Origin of the sequence: Mycoplasmopsis bovigenitalium (assembly GCF_002356075.1) — a bacterium.
Taxonomy (GTDB): domain Bacteria; phylum Bacillota_I; class Bacilli_A; order Mycoplasmatales; family Metamycoplasmataceae; genus Mycoplasmopsis; species Mycoplasmopsis bovigenitalium_A.
In genome coordinates, this window is the sequence record NZ_AP017902.1 from 185,745 (window position 1) to 204,323 (window position 18,579).

13 protein-coding genes, 1 tRNA gene and 1 riboswitch are annotated in these 18,579 nt (G+C 27.3%); of the genes, 2 read left to right on the forward strand and 12 right to left on the reverse strand.

The window, feature by feature from the left end; genetic code table 4:
* Nucleotides 1-9 precede the first annotated feature (9 nt).
* The 10 genes from MBVG596_RS00745 to MBVG596_RS00790 all read right to left on the reverse strand — a co-directional run bounded on the left by MBVG596_RS00745 (nt 10) and on the right by MBVG596_RS00790 (nt 10,864).
* The gene (locus MBVG596_RS00745; protein WP_172412421.1) at nt 10-888 is read right to left on the reverse strand and encodes a BRO family protein; all 879 of its coding nucleotides are present in this window, start codon (nt 886-888) and stop codon (nt 10-12) included.
* 370 nt (nt 889-1,258) lie between these two features.
* The gene (locus MBVG596_RS00750) at nt 1,259-2,101 is read right to left on the reverse strand and encodes a KilA-N domain-containing protein (RefSeq protein WP_096385669.1); all 843 of its coding nucleotides are present in this window, start codon (nt 2,099-2,101) and stop codon (nt 1,259-1,261) included.
* A 133-nt stretch (nt 2,102-2,234) separates the two neighbouring features.
* Nucleotides 2,235-3,746, reverse strand: coding sequence for an MAG3960 family lipoprotein (locus MBVG596_RS00755; protein WP_096385672.1), 1,512 nt, complete (start codon nt 3,744-3,746; stop codon nt 2,235-2,237).
* Nucleotides 3,733-3,933 carry a hypothetical protein gene (locus MBVG596_RS00760; protein ID WP_096385675.1) on the reverse strand — a complete coding sequence of 67 codons (201 nt, stop codon included), beginning with the start codon at nt 3,931-3,933 and terminating at the stop codon, nt 3,733-3,735. Before MBVG596_RS00760 ends, MBVG596_RS00755 begins: the two co-directional genes overlap by 14 nt.
* Before the next feature lie 1,319 nt (nt 3,934-5,252).
* On the reverse strand, nt 5,253-6,743 hold the full coding sequence (locus MBVG596_RS00770) for an LlaJI family restriction endonuclease (RefSeq protein WP_225247178.1): 1,491 nt from the start codon (nt 6,741-6,743) through the stop codon (nt 5,253-5,255).
* Complete coding sequence (locus MBVG596_RS00775) at nt 6,718-8,190, reverse strand: AAA family ATPase (RefSeq protein WP_096385678.1); 1,473 nt, start codon at nt 8,188-8,190, stop codon at nt 6,718-6,720. Before MBVG596_RS00775 ends, MBVG596_RS00770 begins: the two co-directional genes overlap by 26 nt.
* A 13-nt stretch (nt 8,191-8,203) precedes the next feature.
* A complete protein-coding gene (locus MBVG596_RS00780; protein ID WP_096385681.1) occupies nt 8,204-8,857 on the reverse strand; it encodes a hypothetical protein in 654 nt (217 codons plus the stop codon).
* A gap of 17 nt (nt 8,858-8,874) precedes the next feature.
* Nucleotides 8,875-9,603 (reverse strand): DNA-methyltransferase, encoded by a 729-nt coding sequence (locus MBVG596_RS03820; protein WP_225247179.1) that lies wholly within the window; start codon nt 9,601-9,603, stop codon nt 8,875-8,877.
* Nucleotides 9,572-10,666 (reverse strand): DNA cytosine methyltransferase, encoded by a 1,095-nt coding sequence (locus MBVG596_RS03825; protein ID WP_172412422.1) that lies wholly within the window; start codon nt 10,664-10,666, stop codon nt 9,572-9,574. Before MBVG596_RS03825 ends, MBVG596_RS03820 begins: the two co-directional genes overlap by 32 nt.
* Entirely contained in the window at nt 10,667-10,864 is a 198-nt protein-coding gene (locus MBVG596_RS00790) for a helix-turn-helix domain-containing protein (protein WP_096387391.1), read from the reverse strand.
* Nucleotides 10,865-11,194: 330 nt separating this feature from the next.
* Here MBVG596_RS00790 and MBVG596_RS00795 point away from each other — a divergent pair, with 330 nt between their 5' ends.
* Nucleotides 11,195-12,244 (forward strand): DUF4116 domain-containing protein, encoded by a 1,050-nt coding sequence (locus tag MBVG596_RS00795; RefSeq protein ID WP_172412423.1) that lies wholly within the window; start codon nt 11,195-11,197, stop codon nt 12,242-12,244.
* Nucleotides 12,245-12,612: 368 nt separating this feature from the next.
* Here MBVG596_RS00795 and MBVG596_RS00800 read toward each other — a convergent pair whose 3' ends face one another.
* Nucleotides 12,613-16,443 (reverse strand): GA module-containing protein, encoded by a 3,831-nt coding sequence (locus MBVG596_RS00800; protein ID WP_096385687.1) that lies wholly within the window; start codon nt 16,441-16,443, stop codon nt 12,613-12,615.
* Between the two features lie 248 nt (nt 16,444-16,691).
* Between MBVG596_RS00800 and MBVG596_RS00805 the strand changes: the two genes are divergently transcribed.
* Nucleotides 16,692-16,775 (forward strand) — tRNA-Leu (locus MBVG596_RS00805).
* A 40-nt stretch (nt 16,776-16,815) separates the two neighbouring features.
* Here MBVG596_RS00805 and MBVG596_RS00810 read toward each other — a convergent pair.
* Nucleotides 16,816-17,700 carry an MSC_0882 family membrane protein gene (locus MBVG596_RS00810; RefSeq protein ID WP_096385690.1) on the reverse strand — a complete coding sequence of 295 codons (885 nt, stop codon included), beginning with the start codon at nt 17,698-17,700 and terminating at the stop codon, nt 16,816-16,818.
* 618 nt (nt 17,701-18,318) lie between these two features.
* Nucleotides 18,319-18,484, forward strand: a riboswitch (Lysine riboswitch).
* The last annotated feature ends 95 nt before the right edge of the window (nt 18,485-18,579 follow it).

Here is an 18,579-nt window from a genome sequence, read left to right on the forward strand (position 1 = left end):
TGTTATCTTCTAATCCTTTTTCTTATCTTTATCTTTCTTGTCTTTATCCTTAAAATCTTTAGAACTTACATCTTCTATGAGTTTCCCAAAATCAATGGCATTTTTTGAAGTTATGACAGACTTTCCAGTTTCATGTTCAATCTCTTTTCTAGCATTACCTGCTATACTTCCGCCACGTTTTGCAACTTTTTTATTTTCTTCTAAGCCTTGTGGATTTGCTGCATTCGCTATATCTTTTGTAGCTGCTTCTGCAAGCATATTTAAGATAATTTCGGTTGTTGTCATATTATCTCGTAAATTTTCTTTCTTTAAGCCTTTAAAGTCTTTGTACTCTCTTGTTGTCATACCAGACCAAGCTTTTGTGATTTCATTTGTAAGTATGGCATACTCTTTACCTTTTTCTACACCGTGGTCTTGCCATGTATCAGTAAGTTCTTTTCTAACTTGTATGGCTTGTAGCCTTTGATTAATCCATTCTCTGCTATAACCTTTTTTAAGATAGGTTTCTAAGGCTCTATCAATGGTAAGCTCGGGATCAATTATTTCATCAATTCTTTCTTTCCCAACTTCAGCAAGCCACATTTTAAATGGCTCTGCCTTTGGCGATGGTACAGATTGTATAATACGAAATATTCCTTGCATATCAGATACATCAGTATTTCTAAGCTTGCCATCTGTTGCTTCCATTTTCAACTGGCTACAAATTGTAGCCAATTCATTTCCTTCTTTTTTTAACCTTGTTTTTAAAACGCTCCAATACTTTCTAGCATTATCACTTTCAGTAAGAATGCCAATAATATCTACTACCGAAAAATATCATTCTTCTTTTTCATTATCCCAAATACTTCTTATTTTATTACCTTCAAATATTTTGATTTGATTATCCAAAAACATCTCTCCTTTATACCTAATATTTATATTATATTTATGTTATAGATTTTGTGCTTGCATAATTAGAAAATTAAAGTATATATTTACTAAAATAATTTAATTTTAAATTTTGGTTAATTGCAAAATTAATAATTAAAAATCAAAATGCCACTAAGCATTAAGCATTTTAAACTTAACTTACAATCAAATATAGAGGCTTATAAATTCTTATATTTTGGGGCTGACTCTGAAACTTGCGAGTGCTGATTTATTCTTTGGTGGTTATTTTTCATCTTTTTTATATTAAAAAATGCAAGCAATTTTGCTTGCATAACAAACTTAATTTTATAGGTTCTTATTTATTCAATCACAAACTAACAATTAATTATTACTTGCTTTCTAATTTTTTAATGTCACTATCATTAAGTTTTTCAAGTGATGTCAATTGTCTTCTTGCGAGTTTTCTAAGTTCTATCATTCTTTCTTTTTGATCCATACCTTTGCCAATAAGGATTGCATTAAAACTTTCCATATTGGCAAGAACTAATAATTCATTTAAGCTTGCATAATCTCTTATATTTCCTTTAAGTTCTGGATTTTCATCTCGTCACTCTCTAGCTGTTTTATTAAATAAGGCAACATTTAACATATCTGCTTCACTTGCATATTTATATGATAATTGTTCACTTGTTAAATCAGATAGCAGATATTCCTTGATAGCATCTGTATGAATTTTGTAGTTAATTTTAGAGATTTCACGATGTAAATTCCAATTAAGGGATAACTTAGAATTTTCATCCGACTTAAGTCTTTTATAGTCTTGGATTAAATATAGCTTAAATTCAGGAGATATCCATGAAGCAAATTCCATGGCTATATAAAAATGAGCATATGTTCCACCATATCTTCCAGCCTTTGAAACAATACCTATTGCATTTGTATTTTCAATCCATTTTTGTGGTGTCATTGTAAATCTATTAAGACCCGTGTCCATTTTAAACGTGTCGAATTGCACACGGTTAAAATTTTTATTATTTAATATCTCCCACAAACCTATAAATTCTAGTGTATTTCTATTTCTCATCCAATTCTGAATAACAAATCGTGGATCATCTTCGTTTTTATACCTTGCAATATCTGTTAGACTTATATAATCATTTTTAAAATCTTCTGTATAAATTTGTATTTCAAAACCCTTTGCCTCTAGTTTTTCTTTTTTTGTTTTTGCCAAAATATATCCCCTTTCTTTTTTCTTCTATGTACTGTTTAGAGTTATCTAAATTTTAAACAACTCTAAACAGCAAACCAGGGCAAAAACCAACACCAAAGTGTTAACTTTTTTGTTCTAGTTTATTGATTTAATTCTAATTTTTATATTTTCAACCATAAGGTTTAAATTTATCTAGTATGTTATTTAATTTAGATTCAGAATAATCTTTATCCATTAAAGCAGGACTTTTTATTCCGTCTATTTGTTCTATATTTTTTCATATAACTTTATAGTATTCGATATTCGGGTTGCTGTTTGAAAATGTATCTAGTGCTTCGTTTAGCGATGCTTTTTCAAGGTATTTTGTAAGGGGTAAAATTACTTGTTCATATTGTTTATATGCTCATACATAAGTATCTCTAAAATCGCCTTTATCAGTGCCAGGGAACACAAATAATTGCTCATCAATCGTTAAGCCCATAATATGCTCTAATTTTAGATATTCAAGTAATGCTTCGCCAAACTTTCTAATCACATCATATTTGGCAATTAGTTGCTCTTTAATTGTTTTGCTTTCGTCTTTAATATCATTAAGCATCATATCTAAATAATTTAAATATGCTTTTAATAAGTTATATTGCACACTCTGCATTAACACTGACTTTGCATTACCCATAATAAAGTAATCAATGAAATCCATTCCTAATTTAGGTATCGGATTTGATTTTGAACCCGGTTCTCCCTCTTTAGGATTTCTGCTATAAGCAACCTTAAAAGCAGGATCTTGCTCATAAAACAATTTTGAGAAAAGCAAATCTTTGTTATCTGGACTAAAAGTTGAATCAGTTGAATATTCTCTATCTAATTTTCAACGCAAATTATAGCCATTATAATAAATACCATTTTCCATAAAAATTAATTGTCGATTTGGGTCTTTTTCAAGTGGTGATGTCGAGTAATAAGAATCGTATTGATGTTCGGGTCAATTCTCTCCTTTTAAATGCCCCGCATTACGCGGATTTAGCGTTTTAAAGTCAAGCCATAATTTGGATTTATAAAAATCTAAATATTTTTTTAAATAAGTTTTATTTAGTATTTTTAAAGCAATATCAGTTGAGTTGCTATCGTCTGAATTACTTGTAGGTTCAACCTCTAATATTCCTTTAAGTTTTTTAATAAGTGTTTTTAGTTGCTCTTCGCTTGCTACGCTTTGCTCTTTATCAGATAATTTATAGCGTTTTATTAAATCAATATTTCTGATATAACGAGAAACATAACTTATATTAGGTACTCCTTGAATCGCTATTTCTTCCACTCAATAATCTTTAATTTTTGGTATTTTCTCTTTTATTTTTTGCGAATCATTTTCTAACACATCATTAGCATAGAACACTTCATTTTTATCAAAATCATCTTCTTTATTTAACTTAAATTTAAGTCCATTATATTCAAACACTTTTGTTTTATCAACTTCTTCAGTAGGTTTATTTTGCCCACTGCTTCCTTGATTATTTCCATTATCCGGTAATATAATCGCTCCATTTTTGCCAGATCCAACTTTCCCTCTGTTTTGCTTGTCAACAAACAATTGATAAATATTACAACTTGTCGCACATAATGGCAATAATGCTAATGGTGCTACACTTAACAATTTAATTTTTTTCATTTTTTACCCTAAAAGTTTTCATTACTTTGCATCTTTCTATTTCTATTATATCCCATTTATTCTTTGCCGCTATTTCTACAACTCATTGAACCGCCACGTCTCAATTTTTCGTTGCTCCTAAGGGCTTAGTATATTTACCTTTCCTTCCCCGAATTCTATAAAACGTTTTTTGTTTATCGCTTTTCATTTTTTCCTTTATTTATTAGTTATTACTATTAACTCCTTGTAAGTTTGCTACATCATCTAATAATTCATCAATTACATTGTTGATACTTTATTTTCTAAATTATTTAGTTCTTGATTTTGTATACGTTTTCCTCTTTATTTTTTTGTTAAAAATTAAATGCTATATTTTGTTAGACCTAATTTTTAATATCTTTTTAAATCCAAAAAATATTTTTTATAAGACAAGGAGAAGATTAAAATACAATAAAAAACATTTGAAATGAATATGATCTTATTAAAAAATTGTAATTAAAAAAATAGATAAAAAATAACAAATAGCACTATAAATAAGGCTTATGCATTATTTTTATTATTTGAAACTGGGAAACTCGGAAAGTTTTTAAAAATATTTAATTTAAATTTGTCAAAATAATTAAAGCATTACTCTATTTATAAATGCTTCTGCATCATTTGATGTTATATGGCTATATTTTTTAATGCAAAAATCAAACAAAGTGCTTGTCCAATTTGGAGCTTTTTTCTTTTTTAATTTTAAAAAATGATTGAAACAAAAAAGTTCAAGACCACACAATTAAATTTTTTTACCTTAATTTGTGTTGCACTTGAACTTTCAATCATGAATTCCAAGAAGCAAATTTAAATGCAATATCTTTATGTGTAAAAGTACCTCCATATCTCCCGCGTTTCACATATATTCCTTTTGCATTTGTTTTATTAATCCATTTTTAAGGCGATAATGTAAAGGTATTGCTACTTGCTTTAATTTTAAAGGAGTCGAATTCGACCCCTTTAAAATTAGGGATGTTAATAATCTCTTATAGACCAAGGAATTCAATTGTATCTCTTACCCTTAACCAGTTTTTAACTTTAACATAAATAAACTAATCTTTAGTAATAGTTCGAAAAATTTAGGTGGATTTCCACCTTTTTATTTCAATGTGTTGAAAAATATTTAATTTAAATTTGTGAAAATAATTAAAACATTACTCTATTTATAATGCTTCTTTTGCATTTTTGTTATATGGTTATATTTTTTAATGCTGTTATTCATGTGAAGCTCTTGTGCAATTTGAAGCTTTTTTTGTTTTAAAAAAATAATAGAAACAAAAAAAGTTCAAGACACACATTTTTTACCTTAATTTGTGTTGCACTTGAACATACAATAAAGCATATAGGCTTAAAATTCATATATTTTTGGATGAACTGGGGAACGTGGGACAACCATTATGCGATTAATTATATCTATTGATTACAAAAACAACCAGTCATTGTGGTACTAGCTGCTTGTTTAAATACAATATTTACAGTTTGTTCAAATATTTATAGATTTAGAAGATTAAAATCCATTTTTCTTTCTGTGAGATATAGATCATAAGCCATTATTGCGGGAATAAATCTTACTTGAACATTTTGTAGTCCAAGATTTTCTAGCATTTCAAGTTTTACTTCACCTTTATTTTCTATATAATCATTTTCTGAAGGTAGAAGAAAACAATTCTTAACCGCGGAAAACTCATGATCATTTATGAATTTTTGATAAGCTAATTGATATAAATATTGTTTTGTAATTGATTCTATTCCTGGTTGTCCACTTGGTGTAATTCCGTCTTCCAAATGTGCGTTATAATACTTTGCGTCAAATATAATAAATTCATAATTACCATCATTTTGAAAGATGGATACCAAATCTGGTATTAAAGTATTTTTCGCCTCTTTGCCTGTAATAGTTCACAAAGGCTTTTCAATTAAATCTATTAATTTTTTCTTTTTATCATAACCATCTTTTAAAAGCACTGGAAGGTTCAAAGCGCCCAAACTATTTTCCAATTGATTGTTCATAATGTGCGCACAAATCTTTTCCCAAACCAAATTGAAACTATTAGTCCCAAACAAAGATAAGCAATCAAGATTATAAAGACTACCTTTTTCGTTTATATAAGAATATATGGTCATTAAAACTAATTGTTTTCTCGTGTTAAACTGTACATTTAGTTCTTTTTCAATTCTATATAAAATATAATCTTCATCACCAAAATCATCTAATTTCTCATCAGAAAAATCTACTTCTGTGATTTCAAATAAATCAAGAAGATTAGCTTTCTTTAATTCTTCAGAAATCTTTGTTAGTATTCATTGATGAAGCCGAGTAAAATAATCAAATTCATTAGTAACTCTTTTGCGAGTGTGTAATTCTATATAATATGGTTTTTCATTTGATAAAACTGCAAATGATTCATTTATAGTTTTATCCCATAGAATTTCTCCTGTTCCATTGAATTCAACAATATCTTCTGTGCTTTTATAAATTCCATTTTCATAATAATCATTTAATAAAAACAAGATTACTGCTAAAAGATTAAACGAACTACTTTCACTACTATCATTAAACATTCTTATAGTTTGTTCTGAAGAATTGTATTTTTCAAGAACCTTTATTATTTGTTTTAGCTCGTTAGTAGGATTCTTAGTGCTTAACAAATACTTCGGATAACACTTAAGCACCCTACCTGCTACAACAATAACTCCAACAAAAGTAAATACATAAAAATATTCATTCTTGCCCACTTCAACATCGGATATCTCAATATCTTCATATAGTAGTTCATCCATGTTCTTTTGTTTATCAGAAGCTTTTACAGCTTTTAATACACCATATTCTTTTAACTTTCTAATTAATATTACGACTTCATCTTCATTACATTTCAAGATACTACAAAGTTCCTTTTGAGTATAACGTATTTGTTCTCTTATGAATTCGGAGATCATAGAAAAAGCCCCCCCCCCCCTAATTATTTGAGTTGTCATTTTCATGTTCAACATCTTCAATATCGCAATCCAATATAATATCAGCATTGAATATTCCAACACCTTTTTGTTCAAATTCTTTACAAATTTGAGAATATCTCGTGCTATCTTTTGAACACCCTTCAAATAGTTTTGATCGTTTTTGTTTGGCAGCATCCTCAAACAAGTACATAATGACTTTATTTTTAAATGCACTAATAAATTTTTCTCTATTAATTTCATCCCCTTGCTCTGGAATTATAATATCTTTAGAAAGAAAATACGGCCCTAATTGTTTATCCTCGTTGATTTTATTATCAGAAAGGAATTTGTTAATAGCTTTTCTCAATTTGTTCCACTCGACTTTTTGTGTCTTCTTATCGGAAAGCATAACATATTTTCCACGCAAAGCGTCATCACTGTCATCAATCCCTAGATATGTGAAATCCCATCTTCTTTTAAATGCAGTATCCATTGGAAATACACCTTGATCAGCACTGTTCATAGTAGCTCATATAAACATATTATTTGGAATCTTTATAGTCTCAAGATTTGATTCTTCGACTCCTAATTGTTCTGATAAATATCTTCTCATGTCATTAGTAGTCGCAATTTTATATTCACTTACACCTTTGCTATCTCTATCTAATAGCTGGAAAATGTCACCAAATACTGCAGCAACATTTGCGCGATTAATTTCTTCTATTAACAGTACAAAAGGTCTAGGATTATCAGTCATTGCATTTTTCAAAGCTTTAACAAGAACTCTCATAAATGGACCAGGAACGTATTCATACGAAATATCTTTTTTTCTAGATACTGGTTTAAATAAGTTTACATATGGTCTAATAGCTTTTCCATGATTTCGTTCTACACTATTATCACCAATGGCAGCAGATCCATCTACTTTTCTGGTAGTAAAGTTATCATCTGTGTATAAGCCTAATAATAACGGTAATCGAGTAAGTCCGTCTTCCTTAAATTTATCATACAATAAGTCATACTTTTCTTGAGCTGATTTACTTTTATCTGTTAATAGAGAAACAACATCTTTCTCTGTAATCTCTGTAAGATTTTCGAAAGAATTTTCAACCATTACAGGTTTATAAGCACCAACAAAGTTTGCATATGAGTAGTCTGGATGAAATGTTACTCTCTCATATTCATCTTCATTGTTTTCCCCTAAAAGCAGTTCCAAATCATTGTTTAGAGTATAACTTTTACCAGTACCCGGTGCTCCAAAGATAATGCGATTTGCAGGAATTAAACTATTATATGAAGTGCAAAACACATCTTCCATATCTTTTTTGTTTTCTTCATCTTGGCTGCGTTTATCCATTTCTAAAGATATATCTTCGTTTGAAAGGACTGTTTCCAACATATCACTCTCTATATATTGCACAAATTCATCTTTTGTGAATTTTGTATCTCCTAATATGTATTCTTTCTTCTTTTTATCATACAAAATATTCATATAATATCTCCAATTACAATTTTTGCAAAGCATTTTTGACAATATTCGTTCTACAAACTGAATACAGTCCAATGTTAGACATAAAATAATCTAATGAATCTATTTTTATTCTTAACTGGTCGTTTTTGGAATGGTTTTTCCCCCTTCTATTCACATTTAATTTAATATTTAAGCTTTCTATAATATCAATAATTAAATCTTGCCTATCATAATTTCTATCTACATCAATTGACAAATAATGAGCTGTTTTATCCCAAGAGGACCTTCCGTCAAAACACCCTTTAACAAATTCTCTTTTTATATCTTTTGAACTCATTTTTATATCTTTTACTTTTTGTGTCAAAATTGCAAGACATTCTTCAGTGTCAAGATCACTTTTTTCAATAAGAACAGTAAAACCATCTTTAGGGGAAATGGTGTGATCGGAAGTCTTATTTGATTTTAGTATAGGTTTATTTTTATTCATATCCTTATTTATTAATTGAAGAACACTTTTATAATGCTCAGCTAATTCGCTTTGTGTTACTTTACCATGGTTATGATTTACACACCCTAAAATATATTGTGTTTTTCCTAATTTCTTTTCTTTATATAAAGGATAAATTAACCCAAGCGTATAAGCTAAAGCTCTATTAATTTGACAAGATTTTAATTCTAATATATTCATCTTATATACCTTGTTTCTTAATCTATAGCATCAAATTTTTCTAATCTTTTTTTTGCAATTTGATAATAGTTTTCATCATATTCGACCCCAATGAAATTTCTATTATTAATAATAGCGGCTTCCCCAATGCTAGCACTCCCCATAAACGGGTCCATAATTGTATCCCCAGGATTTGTATGTATTTTAATTATGCTATCCATCACTTTAAGACTTTTTTGTGTAGGGTGAGCAAGTTTTTCTTTCCCAGATACCACACCACTTGTAAAAACGCTTCTAAGATAAGGAACACTATCTGGCTTATTAAATGTCCACTTTGAATTTTTTTTAACTGCTCATATTGCAAATTCCATGTCTTGAACATATCTTCGCTTTATATTTCTAGGCATTGGGTTGGATTTTTGCCAAATCAAAATATCTTTAACAACCATATTTGCCTGTTTGCTTTCAAGAACATCGATCAAATAACTTATATAACGGTATGAACAAAATATAATCATGCTACCATTCTTATTTAAAATATTTGCATACTTTGGAATCCAAGAATACAAATCAAATTTTCCACGATCTCATTCTCCAAAATCAACCCCTTTTCTTGGATTGTTCATAGTAACAAAATTATTATCCTTAGAAATATTGTATGGTGGATCAGTTATGATATGATCAACTTTTATACCTTTTTTTTGAAATTCTTTTATGCTTTTATAAGCATCATCATTATAAAGTTCTGTCATTTTTGTTCCTTTCATATGATTCTTTTATGTGTTCTCCTATCGCTTTAGCTAATAATGGTGGTACAGCATTCCCAATTTGTTTGCAAATTGATGTTTTCGGACCATAGAAAATAAAAGTGTCTGGAAAGCTTTGAATTCTTGCGGCTTCTCTAGGGGTGATGGCACGATTTAAAATAGGATGTGAATTTCTACCATTTGATGGAGTATCGAATCGGGTATCAATTGTAGGGCTTGGTTTATCCCAAACCAATCTTGACCAAGTTGTCATAAACTTTTGATTACCATGCATTTCTTTTGGCAAAAATCTTTTATCGCCCTCTGGTGGAATAAGAGATAATTTAGCTAATGCAATCTGTGAATGGTTTGTTGCTTTATGATTCCACAAAACTTCAGAATTGTTTCTTAATATTTCTTGATAGAAAGATTGTGAGTGATAAATATAACTTGTGCCATTTTTCCCTTCCCCAGAATTTAAATAAGCCAAATCTGAGATTGCATCTCTAACTGTAGTTTTTTTATCACCACAAGGTTGTGGTAACTTTATTCCATTCGGATTTAATGTTCCAATTATAATTGTTCTTTCTCTACTTTGCGGAACTCCAAAATCATGAGCATTTAAAATACCATGATTCAATGTATATCCTAAACTAGTAAATTTATCATATATCTGGCTTATGAAATATCCATTACTAGAAGTAATCATGTTTTTCACATTTTCAATTATGAATACTTCAGGTTTTATTTTTTTAACTATATCTACATACTCTAAAAATAAAAAATTTCTTGGATCATCTAAGCCAAGATTTTTCCCTTTTAAACTAAATCCTTGACAAGGAGGTCCGCCAACAATCATATTAATTCCAAATTGCTTTGAAGCTTTAATAATCTCATTTTTTACATCATCATTACATATATCTCCACAGATAGCTTTTGCATTTGGGAAATTCTTTTCAAATGTAGTTATTGCATTTTTGTCATAATCTAATGCGACTTTTGTTTCGAAACCGTAAATTTGATCTAATCCGCAAGAAAAACCGCCCGCGCCACAAAATAAATCTAAAATTTTAAATTTTTTCATTTACATCTCACTCAGCACTTTTCCACTTTTCACCCATTCATCGAGCTCTTCTTTTTTTAATTTTCATAAACGCCCAATTTTGTGTGCAGGTATTCCGTTATCTTTTTTTATCCATTCACGAATTGTAGTTGCTTTAACACCAAGGTACTCTGCAGCTTCATCCGTACTAATCCATTTATCTGTAATTTCTGTTTTCATAATCTGCCTCATAATTAAAATCAATCTTTCATATTATATAATATTCTCCTATTTCTCAATTGTTTATATCATTTTATATCGTTTTATATTGATTTATATTGGTTTATATTGTTTACAAATAAAAAACGGTATGGTATTTAAACCGTACCCGCAATTACTTATCATTCCGTTTTTCAAAAATCTTTTTTATCTTCTAATTTACTTTTATAAATTAAATTTATGCAACATAAAAATATATAATTTAATTAATTATTAAATATTGCATAATCTTATTACTCGATTTTATGCAACATTATATTGGCATATTTTGTTTTGTAAAGGATGTTTAAAATGAATAAGAAAAATAAAGAAATAAATATATCATATTCATCTGTTGAAGATTTTTACAATGATATTGAAATAAAAACAGCTGATTCTTTTGTTTTAAAACAACAAGCGCTAGAATTACTAAAACAATTCTTGCTGCAAAATGAATATTTGTATTTTGAGGCAAAGGGTGAACTTTATGGAATGCACCAAAACCCAATCTTTGGTTTTAAAACAAACAAGGATTCTAAAAAAGAATTTTTAAATAATTTTATTTTACATACTAAAAAAATAAATAATTTAAAAGGTAAATTTAATGTTGAAGATTTAGAAACTGCGATTAAAAAAGGTGTTTTGTCTGTAAAAGATTGAAAAAATGCTAGTTTTTGAGTTTGAGCCATCAAAAACAATCCCAAATATATGCAAAATACTCCAAAAGAGTTAACAAATGATAAAGAATTTTTATTGCGAATTATTGATAGAAGACCAGAAGTTTTAGAATATGTTTCTGATGAATTAAAAAGTGATAAAGAATTTATTTTGGCTGCACTTTTAATTGAATCTCAATGTTTAAAATATGCTTCAAAAGAATTAAAAACTGATAAAGAAGTTATTATTTGTGCTATTGATAGCCATACTAGATTTATAAATTCAGATTGATATCATTTATCAAAAGATGATACAGATATTATATTAAATGCTGTTAATGAAGATGCAAGCACAATTCAATATGCTTGCGATGAAATAAAAAATGACCGCAAGTTTATGTTGGATGCAATTGACTATAACATATATATACTTAAATATTTGCCAGAACATTTTAAAAATGATAAAGAATTAGTATTAAAAGCTATTAATATAGAGGGCTTAGCATTAGAGTTTGCTTCAAAAGAATTAAAAAATGATAAAGAAGTTGTTTTAAAAGCAATTGACAATTCGTTTGGCGAAGCTTTCGCATATGCTTCCAATAAGTTAAAAAGAGATAAAACTGTACTTTTACAAGCACTTAAATGAAATGAAGAGCTTTCTGAATTAATTCCTGAAGAACTAAAAATGACGGAGATATTATTTTAAAAGCTACAAATAATAATAAATACATTTGTAAAAAAATAAACTATTTAAAAAAATAGTTCGAAAAATTTAGGTGGATTTCCACCTTTTTATTTCAAGTTAACTGGCAATAATTAATTACTGAATAAGCTAAAAAAATTTTCTAATAAATGTTTTTTTAAATTTGAATATTATAAAAAATGTAATTAAATAGTAATGTAAAAATAACGAAAAATACTATAAAAAAGTCTTATTCGTTATTTTTATTACTTAAAAGTGGGAAACTATAAACTTTTGATAATCTAGAAAATATTGAGCAAAAAAGCACCTAATTGGCGCTTTAAATTGTTGTATTTAATATTATAAATAAGATAATTTTGATTTATTAAGAACTAATAATCTATAAATTTAAGGTGTTCAGGTTTTATATGGTGACTTGCGTCAGAATCTTTTTGAATTTCACTTGCTAAATTTTTAGATATATATTCTTCTTTGCTTGGAATATTTTCAATGTAAAGTGCGTCATTACCATTGATCCAGATTTTGAATTTTGTGTCAAATTCATCGTTTGATGCAAAAATTAAACCATCACTTAAGTAATCATAGCTGTTACCATTTTTTATTGCACCGCTTTGGTTTCATCCCTCATTACCATATCATTTAATTTCGAATTTTTTGTATTTTTCACGATAGTATGATTCGTCAATCGTGATTTTTGGATTACTTGCAGAAGAACCTTGTTCAAAATAAATTTTGGCAACTTTTGTTTTATAACCATTTCTATTATTATGTGGTACAGTTTCACTTGAAATTGACCAAATTCCATTACCAACTAAATGAATTATTTCATTTTTGAATAATTCATTGGCTATTGTTTTGATTGGCGATGAATTGATATTTTCTAGTTTTGATAGACTTTGCGCAAAAATTCTAAAATCTTCAAAATTTCTAGTTGAAATACATTTAATTTCTGTATCGAATTTTTTCAAAATATCTTTATGATATTCTTCTAAGTATTTATCATTAATTGATTGAGTTCTTGATTTTTCGCCAATGAATTCGATAGCTTTTTCAAGGTTGTTTATATAATAGCTTGAATTTACATTTGCGGTGTTGACTTTGGCGGCATAATCACTAACTAATCATTTACTGTTAATTCCCTTGTCTAATTTTTGCTCGTAATCCTTTATATTCCTGTCTAGATTATCGATGATTTTTTGGTTTAGGTTTTTCAATTCACTAAAGCTAACTTTTTCGTTTATTTTAATGAATTTATCCAATAATTTCTTGAAGTCTGCAATTGCTTTTATTAATTCGTTATTATTTACTTGGTATTTGGATAGTTCATCTTTAATTGCCTGCAGTGTTGCTTGATCATCGTTATTGATTAATTTATTTAGTAATTCACGTTTAGTATCAGCGTCAATATCCCCAACACTTTGTGCATTATTAATTTGATTTCTAATTTTTAATTTTTCATCATTTATTGCCGAAAGTTCTTCGTGTTTAATATTTGAATTCTCAAGTGAATTATTTTTTACATATTCTTCAGCACTTGTTTTTCCATTAGTTGAAATTAAATCAAGATCTTTGATTTTTTCAACTATATTTTGTTTATTTTGGTTATTTGTTTGAGCATTAGAAACTTGGTTTTCAATTTCTTGATCATCATTTGAATTATCTATATTTGTTTTAAAATCTTGTTTTTCATCTTCTGATAAATATTCTAATTTATCAATTTTTTCTTTTGCAATTTGTTTAGAATGTAAATTAACTGTTGGTTGAGTGGAACTTGTATTAGCAAAGGAATTTGAAGTATTTGAAGTATTTGAAGTATTTGAATTACTTTCATTTAATTCGTTTGCTTCTTGAACAATATTATTTATTTGCTCTTTATTGTTTGCTGAGTCAATTCTATTTATAAAGTTTTGTTTTTCACTATCAATATTTTGAAGTTCATTGATATTATTTTTTGCTTTATCTTTTTTTGTTTGAAGTTCGGCATTATCAAAAATTTCTTGTGCTTCATGTTTTCCGTTAGCGTTGATAATTTGTTTTTCTAATTGGCCTTTATCAATTGAATTAGAATCTAATTTTTTTATCTTATCTATTAGTTTTTGTTTTTCATTATTGATATCTTTGGCATTATTTTTAATTTGCTCTAATTCTTGTTTTGAATTCTCATTATGAACGTTAATTTTGTTAACATCATTAATAAAATTATTAACCTCTTTTTCAGATAAATTTTTATTTTTTAAAGAACTTATTTCTTGTTTTATTGATTCTTTATTTTTGTCTTCTTCAATAGCTTTTTGTGTATTTTGGTTAATTTTTGATTCGTCAAATTCATTAATTGTTAAATTTTTAAAAATATCTTTTTCATCTTTGTTTAAATTTTCAAGTTTTTCAATATTTTGTATAGATTCTTTTTTGGTGTTATTTAATTTAGTTGCTTTATCAAGCACTTTTTCAGGGGTTTTTTCTGGATTTTTTTCAATAGAATTTGATTCATAAATTTCATCTAATAATTTTTTCTTGTCTTCACTTGTTAATGAATCTAACTCATTGATTTTGTTTATTTTATGTTGCTTATCTTCATTTAATTTTTGTGCCTCATTAACAATTTCATTAACTTTTTCAATTGTATTGGCATTAATTATCTCTTTAACATAATCTTCTTTTTGCGAATTAGATAAGTTGTTAAATTCATTAACAATCTTAGATTTAGCATCTTGTTTGTGATTGTGCAAATCACTTAATTTTTTAGAAATAGTTGAAACTTGTTCTCGATTTAATGCTTCTTCAACTTCTTTTAGTGAGTTTTGCTTAAATTTACTGTTAAATAATTCATAAATTTCATTAATATCTTTTTTTACTTTTTCTTTTGAATTTGCTAATGAAATATCATTTTTAATTTTGCTTATTTCTTGCGGAGTAGTTGCATTTTCAATTTGATTTTTGAAAGCTTCATTTTGTTGGTTTGATAAATTAGTTGCACCTTTTAAATGACTTAATGCATCATTTTTTAATTTTTGTAATATAGCGTTTGCTAATGATTTTTCATTTTCAATTAGTTGAATAACTTTTGGTGAAGCTTCTTGATATTTGAATTTATCTATTTTGTTATTTAATTTTGGAATTTCAACATTTAATCGTTGATTTGAATTGTTGAATTCATCTGCTAAAACTTCAATATCATTAGTTGAATCAATTTTACTTTTAGATTCATTTTGTGATTGATTTAGTAAATTTAATTCATTATTGATTTCAGATTTAATATTGTTTATTTTAGATTTTAATTCATTGATTTTTTGCTCAGAATTTTCAATAACATCTTTTAATTTGTTATTGGTATTAGTAATTTCTTGTGGTAAAGGTTCTTTAATTGAATTAATGAAATTATGAGCATCTTTGGCTTTAATGTTATTCTTTTCAAAGTTTTTAGTAAATGGCTCAAGGATTGATAAATCATCATTTAAATTATTTGACTCTTCAATGTTTTTGTTCAAAATATTAATATGTTTGTTTAATTCATCTTGATAAGAATCATATTTTTGCTTATCGGTTTGGTTTTGAATTGTATTTATTAAGTTTTTTACTTTTTCTTCCGCTTTTTGAACTTCTTTGGCTTTTAAAACTAAATCATCAACATGAGATTCAGAATTCATTTCTTGTGCTTTTTGTTTTGCTTTTTTAAGTTCATTAGCGGCATTATGTAACTCTTGATTTGCTTGTTTTAGTCCAGGGAGGTTTATTTCAGAAGTTTTTTCAAGTTTTTCAATAGCCTCATCTGATGTTTTCTTAGCATTATCAACAATATTTTGGATTGTTTGGATGTTTAGTTTTAATTTTTCTTCAGATTCTTTTATTTTGTTTTCTAAATCTTTTATTGACGAACCAAAATTAGCAAGAGGTTGTTGAATGCTTTTGTATTGTTTATATTCGTTTTTATTCCATTCATTGAACTTTTGTTTGTATTTTTCAAGGGATTTTTTGCTTTTATCGATTGCTTTTTTCAATGTATCAACAGAGTTTTTGTTAGATTCAAGGGTTTGAATATCGGTATTTATTTGTTCTATAAGTTTGCCAATTTGCTCAACAATTTTTTGCTCTGAAATATGTTTCTTTGAGCTTATTACTGTTGAAAGCGTGGCAGAAGTTGTGCCGCATATTGTCAAAATAGCTGCTAGACCCAATAATGTGTTTCTCGTTTTCTTTCTCATAGAACCCCCCCACTAATCATTATTAAAATTTAGTTTTTTAAGGCAAATTTATTAATTTATTATATAAATTATAAATGATTAATTTAATATTATACCAGATTGATTGAAAAGGCAAAATTTAGAAATATGAGTGAATTTAAGTATTTTATTGAAAAATAAGACTAAATTTATACATGATCATTTATTTATCAATTTTGTATTCAATAGTTTTGAATTATTAAAAAATATTTTATAATAGTTTTGCAAATGCCCAAGTGGTGGAATGGTAGACACCGTAGACTCAAAATCTACTGGAGAAATCCGTGCAGGTTCAAGTCCTGTCTTGGGTACCATATGTAAATTCACCAAAAAAATGATGCCTCGCGCATCATTTTATATTGCTGAAATTTTTGCTCTCTTTTTGCGAATTAATCTTCAAATTGCGAATATGACTAAGGTTAAAGGAATTAAAATTGTAACAGCTACAACAACAAAATAAGTAATCATTAAAGCTTTATTTCTGTCTTTTTTGGCTTTGTTTATTTGTTCATGAATTTCGACGCTTTTTTCACCAAGAAAATCATCAAGGTCTGCTAAACGTTTTTTGTCAATTAAACACATTATTATATAGAAAACAATTAAAGCAACCAATGCAATAGTTAACAGTAAGCACAATAAACTAGTGTTAACAAAAGCTTGGTCCAATCATTTTCTAAGTTCTAAAATCATTTTAAAATTTGGTTCATATTCAACTTTTATGACATTGGTTTTATAAAGTCCATATACAATAGCTGTAAATAAACCAACATAAGTTAAAACGAATATTAGCGCTCATGTTAGATTAACACCTTTTAAAACAATTCTCCGATAGGCAAGGTGAAATGTACTGCTTGAAGTATTATCGCCACTATTAAGTGCTTCACGATATTTTTTTATTGTATTTTTTCATTGAGCGTTTTCAATTGTATTTATAGTACCAAAGGTAAAAAATAAAAATGCAACAATAGAACATAAAATAATATAACCAACAGAACCATTAGCAAATACACCAATTTTTAATGAAGCCAAAATTACAATAAGTAATGAAGCCATCATCAATGTATAACTAATTGTTAAATTGATAATTTTTATGTTTCTTTCAGTTCTAATTACTCTTCAAACACGCGGAGAAATTTGATTTTGGGGATCTTTTGCTATTTTCTTGTCTTCAATAGCACTATCACTATTTGACTTAACAATCTCGATTGTTGAAGTGTTGTTGATTGGTTTATAACTCATTTAGCCTCCTTTGTATTATTTTACATTAATTTAATTGTGTCTCGATTAATTATAGAATTATACAAATTAATATATAGAGAAATCACTTAAATGTCTTGAAAGGTAGTTAATTCTTTTGCCATTGTTATTAATTTTTGATAAAAATAAACTAAAAAATCATTGAAAATTTTGTTTTAATGTGTTAACTCTAATATTATTACACATACGGTTTTTATCCTTTTTATGTTGGCACTAAATTTAATTTTTGATTTTATAACATTGCATTAATCATTACAGTCTTAAACAAATTTGTTAATTAGTTAAAACAAAACAAAAAAATAAAAAATGGAAAAAGATGCAAAAGATTAATGCTAGCAATCAATAATATAAATAAATCATTTATACCTTATATATAATAAAAAAACGCATTTATGAAAACATTTTCACATAAAATAAAAAATACTTTGTTAAATGATTTTTTAGTGCTAAAATAATTGCGTTATGTTAAAAACTTATTCAATGAAACGTAATTCAAATATTAATGGAATGGCATACTGAGCTATTTCTAATTTGAGTTAACCTGTTTTATTTTGAATAAGGAAATAAAAATTTCAAAAGCAGGTTAAGACCTGCTTTTATAGATACTATAGAGGAGCTTTCCATAATAGTAAATAGTTTAGCAGGCATGCAAAGATGCTATTGAAAGGATAGGAAGGCCGAATCTTTAATTTGGGCACAAATTAAAGGTGGTAACAATTCATAACAGTTTGTTACTCTTTGGAAATCCATTGGCGCTATAGTCTACAATCTAATAAATCAATTATTATTTTGTAAGACTAGGCCAGTCTTACAAAATTTTTATTTCACGATGCTAAACATAACGTAAATTAAATTTATTCG